Annotated in this window: 18 protein-coding genes; 9 read left to right on the top strand and 9 right to left on the bottom strand. The window is 65.6% G+C overall.

Annotated elements, in window-relative coordinates:
• Positions 1–118: 118 nt before the first annotated feature.
• Both TO66_RS07365 and TO66_RS07370 read right to left on the bottom strand, forming a co-directional pair.
• Entirely contained in the window at positions 119–1,303 is a 1,185-nt protein-coding gene (locus TO66_RS07365; RefSeq protein WP_044461714.1) for a cyanate transporter, read from the bottom strand.
• Between the two features lie 121 nt (positions 1,304–1,424).
• Positions 1,425–2,204 carry a transporter substrate-binding domain-containing protein gene (locus tag TO66_RS07370; protein WP_044461715.1) on the bottom strand — a complete coding sequence of 260 codons (780 nt, stop codon included), beginning with the start codon at positions 2,202–2,204 and terminating at the stop codon, positions 1,425–1,427.
• Positions 2,205–2,456: 252 nt separating this feature from the next.
• Here TO66_RS07370 and TO66_RS07375 point away from each other — a divergent pair, with 252 nt between their 5' ends.
• From TO66_RS07375 to TO66_RS07395, 5 genes are all read left to right on the top strand, one after another.
• The gene (locus TO66_RS07375) at positions 2,457–4,106 is read left to right on the top strand and encodes a phosphoethanolamine transferase (RefSeq protein WP_044461716.1); all 1,650 of its coding nucleotides are present in this window, start codon (positions 2,457–2,459) and stop codon (positions 4,104–4,106) included.
• 83 nt (positions 4,107–4,189) lie between these two features.
• A complete protein-coding gene (locus tag TO66_RS07380; protein WP_044461717.1) occupies positions 4,190–4,873 on the top strand; it encodes a class I SAM-dependent methyltransferase in 684 nt (227 codons plus the stop codon).
• 119 nt (positions 4,874–4,992) lie between these two features.
• Entirely contained in the window at positions 4,993–6,126 is a 1,134-nt protein-coding gene (rnd, locus tag TO66_RS07385; protein ID WP_044461718.1) for a ribonuclease D, read from the top strand.
• A complete protein-coding gene (locus TO66_RS07390; RefSeq protein ID WP_044461719.1) occupies positions 6,123–6,416 on the top strand; it encodes a YcgL domain-containing protein in 294 nt (97 codons plus the stop codon). The genes rnd and TO66_RS07390 overlap by 4 nt, the downstream gene beginning before the upstream one ends.
• A gap of 125 nt (positions 6,417–6,541) precedes the next feature.
• A complete protein-coding gene (locus TO66_RS07395; RefSeq protein WP_044461720.1) occupies positions 6,542–7,474 on the top strand; it encodes a D-2-hydroxyacid dehydrogenase in 933 nt (310 codons plus the stop codon).
• A gap of 94 nt (positions 7,475–7,568) precedes the next feature.
• Here the strand turns inward: TO66_RS07395 and TO66_RS07400 are convergent, their stop codons facing one another.
• A complete protein-coding gene (locus TO66_RS07400; RefSeq protein ID WP_044461721.1) occupies positions 7,569–8,162 on the bottom strand; it encodes a nitroreductase family protein in 594 nt (197 codons plus the stop codon).
• Between the two features lie 278 nt (positions 8,163–8,440).
• On the opposite strand from TO66_RS07400, the gene TO66_RS07405 reads away from it, so the two are divergent.
• Both TO66_RS07405 and TO66_RS07410 read left to right on the top strand, forming a co-directional pair.
• Positions 8,441–8,890 carry a YcgN family cysteine cluster protein gene (locus TO66_RS07405; protein WP_044461722.1) on the top strand — a complete coding sequence of 150 codons (450 nt, stop codon included), beginning with the start codon at positions 8,441–8,443 and terminating at the stop codon, positions 8,888–8,890.
• A gap of 40 nt (positions 8,891–8,930) precedes the next feature.
• Positions 8,931–10,169: a hypothetical protein gene (locus TO66_RS07410; RefSeq protein ID WP_044461723.1), complete on the top strand. Its 1,239-nt coding sequence runs from the start codon at positions 8,931–8,933 to the stop codon at positions 10,167–10,169.
• A gap of 34 nt (positions 10,170–10,203) precedes the next feature.
• On the opposite strand, the gene TO66_RS07415 is transcribed toward TO66_RS07410, so the two are convergent.
• The 4 genes from TO66_RS07415 to TO66_RS07430 all read right to left on the bottom strand — a co-directional run bounded on the left by TO66_RS07415 (position 10,204) and on the right by TO66_RS07430 (position 12,368).
• On the bottom strand, positions 10,204–10,581 hold the full coding sequence (locus TO66_RS07415; protein WP_044461724.1) for a DUF2892 domain-containing protein: 378 nt from the start codon (positions 10,579–10,581) through the stop codon (positions 10,204–10,206).
• Between the two features lie 78 nt (positions 10,582–10,659).
• A complete protein-coding gene (locus tag TO66_RS07420; protein WP_007926908.1) occupies positions 10,660–11,127 on the bottom strand; it encodes an RNA methyltransferase in 468 nt (155 codons plus the stop codon).
• A 138-nt stretch (positions 11,128–11,265) separates the two neighbouring features.
• On the bottom strand, positions 11,266–11,631 hold the full coding sequence (locus TO66_RS07425; protein ID WP_044461725.1) for a YajD family HNH nuclease: 366 nt from the start codon (positions 11,629–11,631) through the stop codon (positions 11,266–11,268).
• A 50-nt stretch (positions 11,632–11,681) separates the two neighbouring features.
• Entirely contained in the window at positions 11,682–12,368 is a 687-nt protein-coding gene (locus TO66_RS07430; protein ID WP_044461726.1) for a hypothetical protein, read from the bottom strand.
• Between the two features lie 75 nt (positions 12,369–12,443).
• Here TO66_RS07430 and TO66_RS07435 point away from each other — a divergent pair, with 75 nt between their 5' ends.
• Entirely contained in the window at positions 12,444–12,749 is a 306-nt protein-coding gene (locus tag TO66_RS07435; RefSeq protein ID WP_044461727.1) for a hypothetical protein, read from the top strand.
• On the opposite strand, the gene TO66_RS07440 is transcribed toward TO66_RS07435, so the two are convergent.
• On the bottom strand, positions 12,746–13,219 hold the full coding sequence (locus TO66_RS07440) for a cyclic nucleotide-binding domain-containing protein (RefSeq protein WP_009042620.1): 474 nt from the start codon (positions 13,217–13,219) through the stop codon (positions 12,746–12,748). The two genes, TO66_RS07435 and TO66_RS07440, sit on opposite strands and share 4 nt — an antisense overlap.
• A gap of 103 nt (positions 13,220–13,322) precedes the next feature.
• A complete protein-coding gene (locus TO66_RS07445) occupies positions 13,323–15,377 on the bottom strand; it encodes a S9 family peptidase (RefSeq protein WP_044461728.1) in 2,055 nt (684 codons plus the stop codon).
• Positions 15,378–15,478: 101 nt separating this feature from the next.
• Here TO66_RS07445 and TO66_RS07450 point away from each other — a divergent pair, with 101 nt between their 5' ends.
• A complete protein-coding gene (locus TO66_RS07450; RefSeq protein ID WP_044461729.1) occupies positions 15,479–15,973 on the top strand; it encodes a hypothetical protein in 495 nt (164 codons plus the stop codon).
• Positions 15,974–15,998 lie beyond the last annotated feature (25 nt).

Here is a 15,998-nt window from a genome sequence, read left to right on the forward strand (position 1 = left end):
ATCAGGCGCTGGCAGCGCAAGGGGCCGGGAGATCGCGCGGGCGATCCGCTGCGCGTGGTGGCGAAGAGCGGCAAAGAGCGGCGAAGAGCGGGGTGGGCGATCAACCCCGCCCACGGGGTCATTGAAAATGGCGCGGATAGTGCCGCGGATCGAAGCGCAAGGCCATCAGAATCATCAGCGCCATGACCGCGGCGAGTGTCCACCAGGCCCACTCGAAGCTGCCCAGGCGGTCGCGGATCACGCCCGCGAGCAAGGGCGACAGGCTGGCGACCAGGTAACCGATGCCCTGCACGAAGGCCGTCAGGCCACCGGCGCGGCGCGGGTTGTCCAGGTGGTCGAGGGACACGATCAGGCTCATCGGGAACAACCCGCCGATCCCCAGGCCCAGCAGGCAGGGCCAGAGCAGGCTCAGGTGGCGTGGGCAGAGGATCAGCCCGCAGAAGCCGGCGATGATCAGCAGCAGGAGGACCACCAGCACCCGGCGGCGGTCCTGGCTGCGGTTGGCGATCGCCGGTGTCGCCAGCCCCGAGACCACCTCCATGGCCGTGAGAAAACCCAGCAGCAGGCCGGCTTCCTGTTCACTCCAGCCCAGCTCGACGTAGTAGGGCGCCAGCCACGCCAGGACGCAGGTATAGGACGCCGTACCCAGGCCGAAGAACATCGCCAGCAGCCAGGCGCGGCGGTTGCCGGCGAAGGATTCACGCCGCTCGACGCTGCCTGGCAGCCGGGGCATGGCCGCCCGTTGTTCGTACCAGAACAGCAGGGCCAGTACCGCCAGGGCGGCCCAGATCGCCAGGCCCAGCCGCCAGCTGCCGGTGTCGGCGGCGACCAGCGGGGCGAAGGACGCCGCGACCGCCGCGCCCCCCATGATCGAGGTGACGTACAGGCCCATGAACAGCGCGACATTGCCGGCAAAGCGCGACTTGAGCAGCGCAGGCATCAGGGCCTGGATCAGGGCGATGCCGAGGCCGGCGAAGATGGCGCTGAGGATCAGCCCGGCTGCCGAATCGACGAACAGGCGCGACAGGGTCGCCAGGCCAATGACCAGCAGCGAGACCACCACGCTGCGGTGCTCGCCCAGGGAGTGGCCGATGCGCATGCCGAGGAACATCGCCAGCCCCATGGCCATGACCGGCAGCATGGTCAGCAGCGCGGCGCCGCTGAAGCTCAGGGCGATATCGCCGCGGATGCCGGCCAGCAAGGGGCCGACGGCGGCCATCGAGGGCCGCAGGTTCAGGGCCACCAGGATCACGCTGAGCATCAGCCAGAAAGCAGGGCGGGGTGTTGCGCGCAGGTTGTCCATGAGCAGGCCTTGAAGAATCCGGGCGCTGATTAGGCGATGCCGGCGCAGGGCCGGCAAATCAGAAAGTGCGCGGCAGTATTTAAAAACTAAATACCACCCTGGACAGGCTGCGCTGCCGGGTTCAAGGCGTGGGCGCCGCCAGCCATTGATCGACCACGCCGTTGTAGAAGCCGGTGGCCTTGCTCAGGTGCAGCCACTGGTCGACGTAGCTTTTCCAGGCCACGTCGCCGCGCGGCAGCAGGAAGGCTTTTTCACTGTATTGCAGGTACTGCTCGGGGTTCACCGCGCAGAGCCCGGGCTTGAGCTTCTGCTGGAAGCGGGCCTCGGAGGCGTCGGTGATCATTACGTCGGCCTTGTTCTCCAGCAGTTGCTCGAAGATGGTCACGTTGTCGGCGAACAGGGTCAGGTTGGCCTTGGGCAGGTGCGCCCGGGCGAACACTTCGTTGGTGCCTCCCGGCGGCTCGATCAGGCGCACCGAAGGCTGGTTGATCTGCTCCACGGTCTGGTAGCGCTGCTTGTCCGCGCAGCGCACCAGGGGGATTTTCCCGTCGACGCCCAGGGTGTCGCTGAAGAAGGCTTTCTTCTGCCGTTCCAGCGACACCGAGACCCCGCCCACGGCAATGTCGCAGTGGGCGAGGAAGTCCGGCATCAGGGTTTTCCAGGTGGTCTTCACCCACTTCACCTCGGCCCCCAGGCTTTGCGCCAGGGACTGCGCCATCGCGATATCGATGCCTTCGTAGGCGCCGTCCGCGCGCAGGTAGGTATAGGGCTTGTAGTCGCCGGTGGTGCAGACGTTCAGTTGCTTGCGCTCGATGACCTGGTCCAGGCGCGAGACATCCTGGGCGGCGAACGCCGGGGCGCCGAGGCTCAGCAGCGAGCAGAGAAGAAGGCGTGCTTTCATGCGGTCGATCCTTGATGACGAGGGGGGAGGCGAGGGCGCTTCATTATTGGTGGCGCCTGCGGGCAGGGCAAGGCGGATCGCTGCCCCGGCGCGGCGATCGGAAAGTTTTGGCAAAGGGCCATGCCAACTATTTGTTGGCTTCTTTTTCACGAAACGTTGATGGCCGGCTACCTAAGGTTCGGGCTGTCGTGGGAAGTGGTTCAACAAGCCGCTTCCGACGACGCACTTCTTTCCAGGAACAAGCTGATCGTCATGTTCAATATCAAGCCCCTGCGTCCCGAATGGGTGACGCTGATTGCCTGCGCCTTTTTATTGCTCGGCTGCAACTTCGTGCTGTGGCAGCACCTGTTCGGCATCACCGCCTCGGACAGTCGCGGCATCGCCATGCGCGTGGCGTTCGGGGTGATGATCTTCGGCGCCTTCAACCTCATCCTGACCTGGCTGGCGTTCCGTCGCGTGCTCAAGCCGGTGCTGATCCTGTTGTTCCTGATCAGCGCCGGGGTGGCGTACTTCATGAATCAGTACGGGGTGCTGATCGACGCCGGCATGTTTCGCAACTTTGCCGAGACCAATGCCACGGAAGTGCGCGACCTGCTGTCCCTCAAGTTGCTGGGTTATATTTTGCTGCTCGGTGTATTGCCTTCCTGGCTGCTGTGGAAAACCCCGATCAATTACCGCCGCTGGCATCGCGAGTTGCTCAGCAAGCTGCTGGTTTCAGTCGGGTGCGCGGCCGCCATCGGCGGGGTGGCCCTGGCCAACTACCAGGGCCTGGCTTCGCTGTTTCGCAATCACCACGAACTGCGCTTGATGATAGTGCCCAGCAACTACGTGGGTGCGTCCATCGGTTACCTGCGCGAGCAGGTCGTCTCGGCGCGCCAGCCCTTCGTCAAGATCGGCGAAGACGCCCAGCGCAACCCGACCTGGCAGGCGCATACCCGCAAGTCGCTGACCGTCCTGGTGGTGGGCGAGAGCGCCCGGGCCGAGAACTTCGGCATCCTGGGCTATGAGCGCAACACCACACCGCAACTGAGCCAGGAAAACGGCCTGATCGCCTTCACCGACGTGACGTCCTGCGGCACCGAGACCGCGGTGTCGGTGCCCTGCATGTTCTCCAACATGGGGCGCAAGAACTACGACGCCAGCAAGGCCAAGAACGAAGAAGGGCTGCTGGACGTGCTCAAGCGCGCCGGGCTCGAGGTGATCTGGCGGGACAACCAGTCCGGCTGCAAGGGCACCTGCGACCGGGTGACTCTCGATGACGTCAGCAACCTCAAGGACCCGGCGCTGTGTGCCAACAGCGAATGCCGCGACGAGATTCTGCTCCAGGGCCTGCAGCACTTCATCGATACCCTGGACAAGGACACCGTGCTGGTGCTGCACCAGATGGGCAGCCACGGGCCGGAATACTTCAAGCGCTACCCCAAGGAGTACGAGCGCTTCACCCCGGTGTGCCAGAGCAATGCGCTGAACAATTGCAGCCGCGAGAGCATCGTCAACGGTTATGACAACACCCTGGTGTACACCGACCACGTGCTCGCGACCTTGATCGACCTGCTGCGCAGCAATCAGGACAAGGTCGACACCGCGATGCTCTATCTGTCGGACCACGGCGAGTCCCTGGGCGAATACAACCTGTTCCTGCACGGCACGCCGTACATGCTCGCGCCGTCGCAACAAAAGCATGTGGCGATGCTGGCCTGGTTCTCGGACAGCTACCAGAAGGCGTTCGCGGTGGACACCCATTGCCTGCAGCAGAGCCGGGAAAAGCCGTTGAGCCAGGACAACCTGTTCCATTCGATGCTGGGGCTGCTGGAAGTCGACAGCCAGGTCTACGACCGGGGCCTGGACCTGTTCGCCGGCTGCCGCGGCAGCGTGGTGGACGGCGTGCTGGCGCGGCAATGAAGCCTTGATCGGCGTTCGACCTTTTTTTCACGCGGCGGGCGGTAGCCTGTTCCCAGCCCACGACCACAAGAGTCAGCGAGTCCATGTCCGTGCATCCACCGTCCCCCATCGAGCTTGAGTTCGTCAGGCGCTACGACCAGGCGCACGCTCGCGTCTGCGGCGACGAGCGCCCGCTGGGATTGGCGCGGCGCCTGGCGCTGTGGCGCGACGAGACGCTGGTGCGTCGTGCGCTGAAAGTGGCGGGCGAGCCGGGCCTGATCCTGGATGTGGCCTGTGGCGCCGGGCGTTTCTGGCCGGTGCTGGGCGAGCACGGCAACCGGGTGATCCTGGCGGCAGACCCGTCCCAGGACATGCTCAACCATGCCCAGACTCACCACCCGGCCAGCCTGCTCAAGCGGGTCAGGACCTTCCAGAGTTCCTCGTTCAGCATCGGCCTGTCGGCCAACGCCGTGGACTGCATCGTCTGCCTGCAACTGTTCCCCCACGTGACCAGCAGCGAGGCACGCCAGGCCCTGCTGCGCGAGTTTCACCGGGTCAGTCGCGACTCGGTGATCCTGGCGGTACGCCTCGACAGTCGTGGCAAGGCCTTGTACGACCGGCTGGAGGGGGCCAGCAGCCTGCAATTGCAGCGCGTGCCGACAGGGGTGGTCAGCAGGGCGCGGGTCGAGGCGGAGTTCAAGGACGCCGGGTTCGACGTGCTCGGCCATCAGGATTTCATTCCCGGCTGCGCCGCCTGGCGGGTTTACGTGCTGAGCAAACAGGGCTAGCCGACGCTTCGGACTATTCTTGTGGCCCTCAGCCGATTTGTGCAGGCTCTTGTCGAGTGGATGCGCGGAAATCGCCGAGGGCGATATATACTGCGCGCCATTCTTCAAGGGAGAGCCGTGTGGCCATCGATATTCACTGGATTCGCGACAACGATAGCCTCGGTCAATTCTGCACCGAGTGGCAGCAGTTGCCATTCGTCGCCCTCGACACCGAATTCATGCGGGTCGACACCTTCTATCCGATCGCCGGCCTGTTGCAGGTGGGCGATGGCCAGCGTGCTTACCTCATCGACCCCTTGACCATCGACGACTGGCAGCCGCTGAAGGCGCTGCTGGAGAACAGCGCGGTGGTCAAGGTGGTGCACGCCTGCAGCGAGGACCTCGAAGTCCTGTTGCGCCTGACCGGCAGCCTGCCGGCGCCGCTGTTCGACACGCAACTGGCGGCCGCCTACCTGAACCTGGGTTTCTCCATGGGCTATTCGCGGCTGGTCCAGGAAGTGCTGGGCATCGAGTTGCCCAAGGGCGAGACCCGTTCCGACTGGTTGCAGCGTCCGTTGTCGGAAACCCAGGTCAGCTACGCCGCCGAAGACGCCGTGCACCTGGCCGAGGTCTACACCCGCCTGCGCCCGAAACTGTCCGCGGACAAGTACGCCTGGGTGCTGGAAGACGGTGCCGAACTGGTGGCCAACCTGCGTCGCGAAACCGACCCCTACGAGGTCTACCGCGAGGCCAAGCTGGCGTGGAAACTGTCCCGCGCGCAACTGGCGGTGCTGCGCGAGCTCTGCGCCTGGCGCGAGCGCGAGGCGCGGGCGCGGGACCTGCCGCGCAACCGCATCGTGCGCGAGCATTCGCTGTGGCCCCTGGCCAAGAGCCAGCCGGACAGCCTCGGCGCCCTGGCGAAAATCGAAGACATGCACCCGCGCACCGTGCGCCAGGACGGCGAGTTCCTGCTGGATCTGATCAAGCGTGCCGCCAGCGTCGCTCCCGACCAGTGGCCGCCGGCCGTCCCCGAGCCGCTGCCGATGGAAGCCTCGCCCCTGCTCAAGCGCCTGCGCGCCGTGGGCCAGGCTGAAGCCGAGCGCCTGGGCATCGCCCCGGAACTGATGCTGCGCAAGAAAACCCTGGAAAGCCTGCTCAAGAGCGGTTTCCCCAACGGACCTTACCAATTGCCCGATTCGCTGCGTGGCTGGCGCCGCGAATTGATGGGCCAGGCGCTGCTCGACAGCTTGGCCACCGCCGGAGAACAGCCATGAAACGTATCTGCTCCATCTATAAAAGCCCGCGCAAGAACGAGATGTACCTCTACGTGCTCAAGAGCGAAGCCCTGGAGCGCGTGCCGGAAAACCTGCTGCTGGCCTTCGGCAAGCCGCAGCACGCCTTCGACCTGGTGCTGACCCCGGAGCGCAAGCTGTCACGCGAGGACATTCACAAGGTGCTGGAGAACCTCGACAAGCAGGGTTACCACCTGCAGATGCCGCCGGCCGAGGACGAGTACATCGAGCACTTGCCCGAAGAGCTGCTGCGCCGCAATGATCCGGTCTGACGGATCCCTGTAGAGGCCCTGTCCGGGGCATCGTTGAAATGGAACTGACTATATCCGGCGGCTGCCGCGATCGATGGAGCGATACTCCGTCGGCGGCCGCCTGTACCGTTTTGTAAGGTTGAACCATGCGCGTTCTGATTGCCGAACACGATCACGCTATTTACGCCCGTTTGTTGCGTCAGCTGGCACCTGACCTGGAAGTGTTGACCAGCGGCGACTCCGCCGAACTCGCGAAGCTGGCCGCGGATTGTCCGGTCTGGCTCGGCCAGCCGGACCTGCTGGCCACCCTGTTGCGCCAGGGCCACCAGCCGCAGTGGCTGCAATCGACCTGGGCCGGTATCACGCCGCTGCTCGCCGACGGCCTGCCGCGCCATTACCGCCTGACCCGTGCCGTGGGCATCTTCGGCCAGGTGATGGCCGAGTACGTGCTCACCTACATGCTCGGCCATGAGCGCGAAGTCCTGGCACGCCTGGTCAGCCAGGTCGAGCGCAAGTGGGACAACCGCACCGGCCAGAGCCTGGCCGGGCGCAAGGTGCTGATCGTCGGCGCCGGCGATATCGGCCAGAGCGTGGCGCAGTTCCTGCTGCCGTTCGGCGTCGAGTTGTACGGCATCGCCAGCGAGGCCCGGGAGCAGGCGCCGTTTATCGAAGTGGCGGGCCTGGCGGACCTGGGCCGGCTGGTCGGCGAGGTGGACTATGTGGTCAACCTGCTGCCCAACACCCCGCATACCCATGACCTGTACGACGCGGCGCTGTTCAAGCGCTTCAAGCCGACCGGCCTGTTCATCAATGCCGGGCGCGGCGTGGCCGTGGTCGATGCGGATCTGGTGGACGCCTTGAAAGAAGGGCACCTGGCGGGCGCGGTGATCGATGTCTGCCGCCAGGAACCGCTGCCGCAGCGCCATCCATTCTGGACCGCCTGGGGCCTGTTGCTGACCGGCCACAGCTCGGCGCCGACCTCGCCGACCCTGATGGCGCAGCTGTTCATCGACAACCTGCGGGCCTACCAGGCCAACAGCGCCTTGCGCGGCGAAGTGGATTTCGCGCGGGGGTACTGAGGCGGGATATAGAAGGGGCTGACAGCCTGATGCCCGTCAGTCAAGGAAACTGTAGGAGCAGCCGGTCGACGCTCCTACAGGGATTGCATCGGGCTTACAGGCTGAAGTCGCCTTCGGCCGCGGTTTCGCTCAGCGGGCGGCGCGGGCTTGGCACTTCGCGGGCCTGCAGGTACTCGGCCAGGCTGGCCTTGTCTCCCAGCTTGCCGATCGCCACGGCGGCATGCAGGGCATAACCTTCTGGAATTTTCAGCTCCTTGCGGGTCAGTTCCTGGTCGAACCCGGCCATGCCGTGGGTGTGCCAGCCGCTGATGCTGGCTTGCAGGGCCAGGTGGCCCCAGGCCGAACCGGTGTCGAAGGTGTGCCACAGGGCCGGGGTTTCCTCGCTGGCGCCCGGCGCGGTGAAGGTGGTTTTCGAGATCACGATCACCAGTGCCGAGGCATGTTGCGCCCAGCCGCGGTTGAACTCGTTGAGCAGGCCGAGGAAGCGTTCCCAGTTCGGCGTGTCGCGACGGGCATAAAGGAAGCGCCACGGCTGCGAGTTGTAGGCCGACGGCGCCCAGCGCGCGGCTTCGAAGAAGCTCAGCAGGGTTTCCTCGGGAATCGTTTCGCCGGTGAAGGCGCGTGGCGACCAGCGATCGGTGAACTGTGGGTGAATGGCGTACTCGGCAACGCGGGGATTGGCGCTCATGAAGAGATTCCTGGCTACGTTTGAGAATGAAATGTGGATAAACCGGCGGGCGCAGTTGAGCTGGGCGATGGGGTTTTCCTGACCCTTGGCGGTTCACCGGGTGCGACGCGGTCGGGCGTTAATGGCACACGGACGTGGGTCTGTCCGACAGGCAAAGCTACTGCGCGGCCCGCGGCCTGACAAGTAGTGCGTTACCGACAGTCGCCGGCGCTTGGCCCGCGGGGCCCGGGGCACTAGACTGGCGGCCTTTTCCCTGTCCGATACCGATTACCCGAACCATGGCCGCCAAAGTTGAACCCTTCTGGATCCGCAAGACCCTCGACCAACTCGACCAGGAGGAGTGGGAGTCGCTGTGCGATGGTTGTGGCCTGTGCTGCCTGCAGAAGCTCGAGGATGAAGAAGACAACAGCGTCTACTACACCCGCATCGCCTGCAAACTGCTGGACCTGAAAACCTGCCAGTGCAGCGACTATGCCAATCGTCGTGCCTCGGTGCCGGATTGCATCCAGCTCACCCCGGGCAAGGCCGACGAATTCAAGTGGCTGCCGCCGACCTGCGGTTATCGCCTGGTCAGCGAGGGCAAGGACCTGCCGCTCTGGCACCACCTGGTGTGCGGTGACCGCGATGCGGTGCACCACGAGCGTATTTCCCAGTCCGGGCGCATGCTCGCCGAAGGCAGCGTGGACGAAGAGGACTGGGAAGATCATCTGATTTTCCGCGCCGGCTGAAGCCGGGCGCGTTCACGCTGTGATTCACGAAGGAGTGTGTATGGCTGTGGGGGCAAGGCTGGTGCTGGCCGGCTGGTTGCTGGCGCTCGGTGCGCCGGCAGGGGCGGCGAACAAGGTCGATCTGGATTACCACGTGCGCCTGTTGCCGCAGAGCGACCAGGCGGAGGTGCGCCTGACCCTGGCCGATGGCGCGGCGGTGCGCAGCCTGGATTTCAACCTCGGCAAGCCGGGCGACTACAGCGATTTCAAGGCCGATGGCCAATGGCAGGTCGGCACCGCCAAGCCTGCTGCGGCGCAACGCGGCGTGTGGCGCCCGGCCAGCGGCAAGGCCAGCCTGAGCTACCGGGTGCGGATCAGCCACAGCCTGAAGAAAGACAGCTTCGACAGCCGCATGACCGCACATTGGGCCCTGCTGCGCGGTGACGTGCTGGTGCCGGCGGCGCGGCTCGACCAGCAGGACGGCGTCGAGCTGGTGTCGCGCCTGGAGTTCGAATTGCCCGCCGGCTGGAAAAGCGTGGAGACCGCCTGGCCGCGCATCGGCAAGAACCGCTTCCGCATCGATAACCCCGAGCGCCTGTTCGACCGGCCCACCGGCTGGATGCTGGCCGGTGCCCTGGGCAGCCGGCGTACCCGGCTGGGAGAGACCGAAGTCACAGTCGCCTCGCCGCAAGGGCAGGGCATGCGCCGCATGGACGTACTGACGCTGCTGACCTTCGTCTGGCCGCAGATCCAGGCCACCTTTCCCCGCCATCCGAACAAGCTGCTGATCGTCGGCGCGGCCGACCCGATGTGGCGCGGCAGCCTGGCCGGGCACGGCTCGCTGTACCTGCACAGCCGCCTGCCGCTGATCAGCGAAAGCGGCAGCAGCCCGTTGCTGCGCGAAGTGATCCAGGTGTTCGCGAGGATCGACGACAGCCAGCGCAGTGACTGGATCGGCGAGGGCCTGGCGGAGTACTACGCCATCGAGCTGCTGCGGCGCGCCGGTGGCATCAGCGATGAACGTTATCAGGCGCTGCAGGCGCGCTTGAGCAAGAGCGGGCATGACGTCAGCAGCCTGCGCGGCGACCAGGTGGGGGCGCCGGTGGTGGCCAGGGCGGTGCTGCTGTTGCAGGAACTGGACCGCGAAATCCGCCTGAAGACGCGCAACAAGCGCTCGCTGGACGATGTGACGCGGGAGCTGATGCGCCTGCCGAGCGTCGACACCGACGCCTTCGTGAAACTCAGCGAAGGCGTGCTGGGCGGCTCGTCGAAGGTGCTCGACAGCGATCTGTTGCGTTAGCGGATGCGCTCAGCGCGAGCACGCTCGCGCCGTATCAGACCCCGGCCCTGGGCGATTTCAACGAATCGTCGCCGGTCACGGTGGCGGTGCGGGTCGCTGCCTCGGCATTGGCCTTGAGGTTCTTCAGCTCGGCCCCGGCGCGTTCGATCTTCGCCCGCACGTTGTTCATATCCTGGCGGCTTTTCTCCAGCAGGCTTTTCGCCGAGCTGTGGCCGGTGATGCCGCGGGCCAGGGCGACGCCGCCGATGGCCACCTGGATCAGGCCGAACACACCGCCACGGCGCAGCCCCTTGCCGACCATGACCACGCCGCCGGCCAGCGAGCCGATGCGTTCCCAACCCTGCACGTTCTGCGACGGCTGGCTCTGGAACGGGGTGCTTTCGATGAGTTCTACCTGTTTGCTGTCGCTCATGATCGGTCTCCGGGAGGAATGGATATAAAGCTGACTGCGCGGGCGCGGCGCTTGTTCCATCGAATGTCGGGCGGGTTTTTAGAACTTGGGGCCGGAGCGGGTGTTGTTGCCCTTGGCCAGGCGGTCGTAGAGCACCACGTTGACGGTGGCGGCGAGGTTCATGCAGCCGGTGGTCGGGATGTACACCACGTCTTCGCACCAGTCGCGGATGTCCTTGTCCAGGGAGCCGTCTTCCGGGCCGAAGATGTACAGCGCGCGGTCCGGGTGGGTGTACTCCGGCAGCGAGCGGGCGCCTTCCACCAGCTCCACCGCCACGGGCACGCAGCCCAGGGGCAGGATCTTTTTCAGGTCGTCGATGCCGATCAAGGGGATGTCCTGGTGGACCTTCTTGGTGTCGGTGACGAAGTCGCGGGCCCGCTCGTAGCGCTTGCCGGTGTAGAACACCGAGGCGACGCCATAGCAGCCGGCGGCGCGCATCACCGAACCGACGTTCTCCGGCGACTTGGGGTTGTACAAGCCGATGCAGCTATAGCGTTTGTTTGCCACGAGCGGGGTGCCTTCGAAAAAAATCGCGATTATACGGGGATTGACGGCTGGCGGTTGGATCCGCTGAAAGCCTCGCTCCTTGTAGGAGCGAGGCTTGCCCGCGAGAGGCCGGTCCTTTCGGACCGAAAAGAGGGAAGGTTACTCCTGGTCTTTCTTCATCAATCCTGCCAGGGCGGCGAAGGGGTTGTGGGTCGCCTTGGCGACCTTCGGGGTGCTCAGCGAGCCGTCGCCGAAGTACTGCTGGTCGGTGTAGCGCGAGTGTTCGTTGTCGTGGCAATACAGGCACAGCAGCTCCCAGTTGGAGCCGTCCTGCGGGTTGTTGTCGTGGTTGTGGTCGCGGTGATGCACGGTCAGTTCGCTCAGGCGCTTGCCGGAGAATTCGCGGGCGCAGCGCCCGCAGACGTGCGGGTACATCTTCAGGGCCTTGTCGCGGTAGCCCATCTCGCGGTCGCGCTGGGCGTCGGCGAGGATGCGGTCCAGTTTGGATGTGTTGGTCGAACTCATGGGTTCACCTTTTATGCAAAGACTAATGACGGGAATGTGTCCAGTTTAGCTCAGGCCTTGAGCTTCTCGGCAATCCAGATGGTGTGGCGAGTGCCCTTGTTGCCATGGGCGAAGACCTGTACTTCCTCGGCCTTGAAACCGGCCTTGCGCAGCTTGTCGGAATACTGTTTGTCGGCGCTGGCCGACCACACCGCCAGCACGCCCTTGGGCCGCAGGGCCCGGGCGCAGGCGGCCAGCCCGGCGGCGGAGTAGAGCCAGCTGTTGGTCTTGCGAGTCAGGCCTTCGGGCCCGTTGTCGACATCGAGCATGATCGCGTCGAAGCCCTGGGGTTCGGCTTGCAGCACCTTGGCCACGTCCTCCAGGCGGATCACCGTGCGCGGGTCGAGCAACGGCCGGCCGGCTTTTTCCCCCAGCGGCCCACGGTTCCACTCCACGACGCCCGGCACCAGCTCGGCGACCACCACTTCGGCACCCTTGCCCAGATGCCTGAGGGCCGAGGCGAGGGTGAAACCCATGCCCAGGCCGCCGATCAGCACCCGCGAGTTGGCCCGGCCGGCAACCTTGCGGCAGGGGATTTCGGCCAGCGCATCCTCGGAGCCGTGCATGCGGGTGTTCATCAGTTGGCCGCCGTCGCCGCCCTGGATCTTGATGACAAAATCCTCGCCATATTCGAACAGGCACAAGGCACCGCCATTTTCGGGGATCGGGGTGGTGTCCAGCAGCACGAAACGTTTCATGAGGTTCTCGATGAGGAAGGCAAACCGGCGCGGTTGGGAGTAGCCTGAGGGCTGACAATAGCGATGGAGCCATTGATGAAGCGCACTATTCTAACGGTCATTGCCCGGGCCGCGCTCTTGCTGGGTGCGACGTTGGCGATGACGGCCGTGCACGCCGAGGAACAGCAGGCCGTGCCCGTGACGCCGGCCCCTGTCACCGGCTCGCCCGGCACGGCAACGCCAACCCCCTATCCGCAGGTCACGCCGCCCAGCACGCCCAAGGCCGGCGCCCATGGCGGCGCGCCGCTGCTGCCGCCGATCGACATGCCCAAGCCGCCGAAGGATCAGCCGCTGCCGACGCTGGAGCAGAACGAGACGAAACCCCGGACGCCGGGCGGCTAGACCTGCTGCGACAGCAGTTGCCCGTCGGCCATGCGCAGGCGTTTGGAGAGCGAGACGGCGAGGGCGCGAATGATCTTGGCGGCGATCTTCGGCGCGTCGTTGAGCATCTTTTCCAGCGAGTCCTTGCCCAGGTTGAGCAGCCGGCAATCGCTGGCGGCCACGCAACTGGCCGAGCGCCGCTCGCCGTCGAGCACCGCCATTTCGCCGAAGGCGCGTCCGCTGCGCAGGGTGGCGATGGTCACGCGCACGCCTTCGCTGTTGGTCTTCTGCACCGCCACCTGGCCGGAATGGATGATGCACATGAAACTGCCGGCATCGCCCTCGCGGAAGATCTCCTGGCCCTGGGCAATGCTGCTGATACTGAAATAGCCGGCGGCGGCATTGAAGTCGGCCGGCAGGAGTTGATCGAACAGTCCGCAGTCCATCAGCCAGTCGCGGATTTCGTTGTTCAACAAGGTAGGTTCGGGCATGTCGTCACGGTCTTTTTCTTGTGTCTGTTGCGGTTCCGGGCCTGTGCAGTATGGCCGGGAACCGGCGCTCTGGTGTTAAGACAGGAGCGCCGGCGGGAGTTCCTCAGGCGATGCCCAGGATCTTGAAAACAAATGCGTATTCGAGCGCTACGTCACGCAATCCCTGGTAACGCCCGCTCATGCCGCCGTGGCCGGCGCCCAGCTCGGTCTTGAGCAGCAGCAGGTTGTCGTCGGTCTTGGTGGCGCGCAACCGGGCCACCCATTTGGCCGCCTCCCAGTACTGCACGCGGCTGTCGTTGTAGCCGGCGATCACCAGGGTGGCGGGGTAGGCCTTGGCCTCGACATTCTCGTAGGGTGCATAGGCCTTGATCCGCTCATACACCTGCGGCTCTTCGGGGTTGCCCCATTCGTCGTATTCGGTGACGGTCAGCGGCAGGTCGGGGTCGAGCATGGTGTTGAGCACGTCGACGAACGGCACTTCGGCGATCGCCGCCTTGAACAGTTCCGGGCGCTGGTTGAGCACCGCGCCGATCAGCAGGCCGCCGGCGCTGCCGCCGCTGATGGCCAGTTGCTCGGCGCGGGTCAGGCCCTCGGCGATCAGGTGTTCGGCGCAGGCGATGAAGTCGCTGAAGGTGTTCTGCTTGTGCTCCTGCTTGCCGGCGCGGTACCAGGCTTCGCCCAGCTCGCCGCCGCCGCGCACGTGGGCGATGGCGAAGGCCACGCCGCGCTCCAGCAGGCTCAGCCGGGCATGGGAAAACCATGGGTCGAGGCTTTCGCCGTAGGCGCCGTAGCCATACAGGTACAACGGCGCCGGCCGGCCCAGGGCTTCGCGCTTGATCACCAGGCTGATCGGCACCCGGGTGCCGTCGGCCGCGGTCGCCCACAGGCGCTGGCTGACGTAGGCGTCCGGATCGAAATCGCCCAGCACCGGGGTTTCCTTGAGGACCTTCTGTTCGCCGCCGGCCAGTTCCAGCTGGCGGATCTGCGCCGGGCGGTTCAGGGCCTCGTAGCGCAGGCGGATGCGCGGGCTGACGAACTCCAGGCTGTTCTGCACATGCAGGCTGTAGGCGGCATCCGGCAATTGCACGCGATAGGCCGGCAGGCCTTCGGGGTGCACCTCGACGATCGGCAGGCCGCCTTCGCGCAGGCTCAGGGTCATGGCCGAGCTGTTCAGGCTCAGGCCTTCGAGCATCACGCTGTCGCTGTGGGGGATCAGGTTCTGCCAGTCGGCCTGGGCTGGCGCGTGGCCCTGGTCCGGCGCCTGGTAGAGGGCGAAGTTGATGCCGTCGCGGTTGCTGCGGATAAACCAGGTCCACTGGCCATCGAGCAGGCCGTGGTCGACGTCGTATTCATGGTGCTCGACCCGCGGCGCCAGGCAACTGAAGGCTTGCTGCGGCTGCGCCGCGTCGAGCACCCAGACCTCGCTGGTGGTCTTGCTGCTCAGGGACAGCAGCAGTTGTTTCTCGGAGCTTGAGCGGTAGCAATGCAGGAAAAACCGCCCGTCCGGTTCATGGAAGACTTCCTCGGCGGCGGTGCCATCCAGGCGATAGCGGAACAGCTTGTGCGGGCGATGGGTGTCGTCCAGTTCGGCGAAGAACAGGGTCAGGCTGTCGTTGGCCCAGGTCATGCTGCCGTCGCAATCGGCGAAGTCCAGCTCGCTGACCTTGCCGTTGGACAGTTCCTTGACGAACAGCGTGTAGACCTCTTCGCCCGTGGTATCGAGGCTGTAGGCCAGGCGCTGGTGGTCGGGGCTGATGTTGAAGGCGCCGAGGGAGAAGAACCCGCCATTGGCCAGCTCGTTCGGGTCCAGCAGCAGCTGTTCGCGGCTTTCGTCGACGGTGAGGCTGTCGTCGGCCGGGCGCGGGCAGCGGTAGTGGCGGGCATATTCGTCGCCGGCGGTGGTGCGGGTGTAGTACAGGTAGGGGCCCCAGGGCGAGGGCAGGGACAGGTCGGTCTCCTGGATCCGCCCCTTGATTTCCTGGAACAGGGTTTCGCGCAGCGCCGCCTGGTCGGCCAGGGCGGCTTCCTGGTAGCGGTTCTCGGCCTTCAGGTAATCGAGCACGGCCTCGGTGTCGCGCTCCTGGAGCCAGGCGTAGGGATCCGGGCCTGCGGCCTTGCGGGCGACGGGGGCGGCGATGACGGGGTCGGCTACGGGCATGGAGGGCTCTCGGGACGATGACAAATAAGGACGTGGCAGACGGCGGGGCAGCCTGACATGCGAAAAGCCGTTATCATAAGCGCCTCTTTGCCTGCCTTGCCATGGACACCATGACCGAGAACGACTATCTGATCGCCTGGGGGCTGTATGCCTTCGCCGCCTTGGGCTGCCTGCTGGTGTGGATGCGCCTGACCCGCTGGATGTGGCGCTGGCTGCGCGAGCCGCTGCGCCTGCTGGTGGCTGTGCTGCTGTTCAGCCCGACCGTGGTCGACCCGGCGAAGAACATGGACGCCCCGGCCGTGGCCATCACCGCCCTGGACATGCTGTTCAAGGTCGGCAACAACGCCTGGCGCGCGGTTTCCGACCTGTTCATGTACGGCATGATCGCCTTTGGCCTGTACCTGGTCCTGGTGCTGATCCGCTGGCCGATCGAGCGCGCCGCCAGCGCCCGCAAGGAACGCAGCGAAGCCGCCAAGGCCGCGGCCCGGGCCGCCGAGCCGGACGACGAGCCTTTCGGCGGTGCCGGCGACGACCGCTATGGCCGTCCGCCCGTACCCGCCACCCCCCAGCGTTCGCGGATCGAGCCGCGCCTGTAACCCGCATTGAAGCGAGAGTCCGAGC

This window comes from Pseudomonas sp. MRSN 12121 (assembly GCF_000931465.1).
GTDB lineage: Bacteria > Pseudomonadota > Gammaproteobacteria > Pseudomonadales > Pseudomonadaceae > Aquipseudomonas.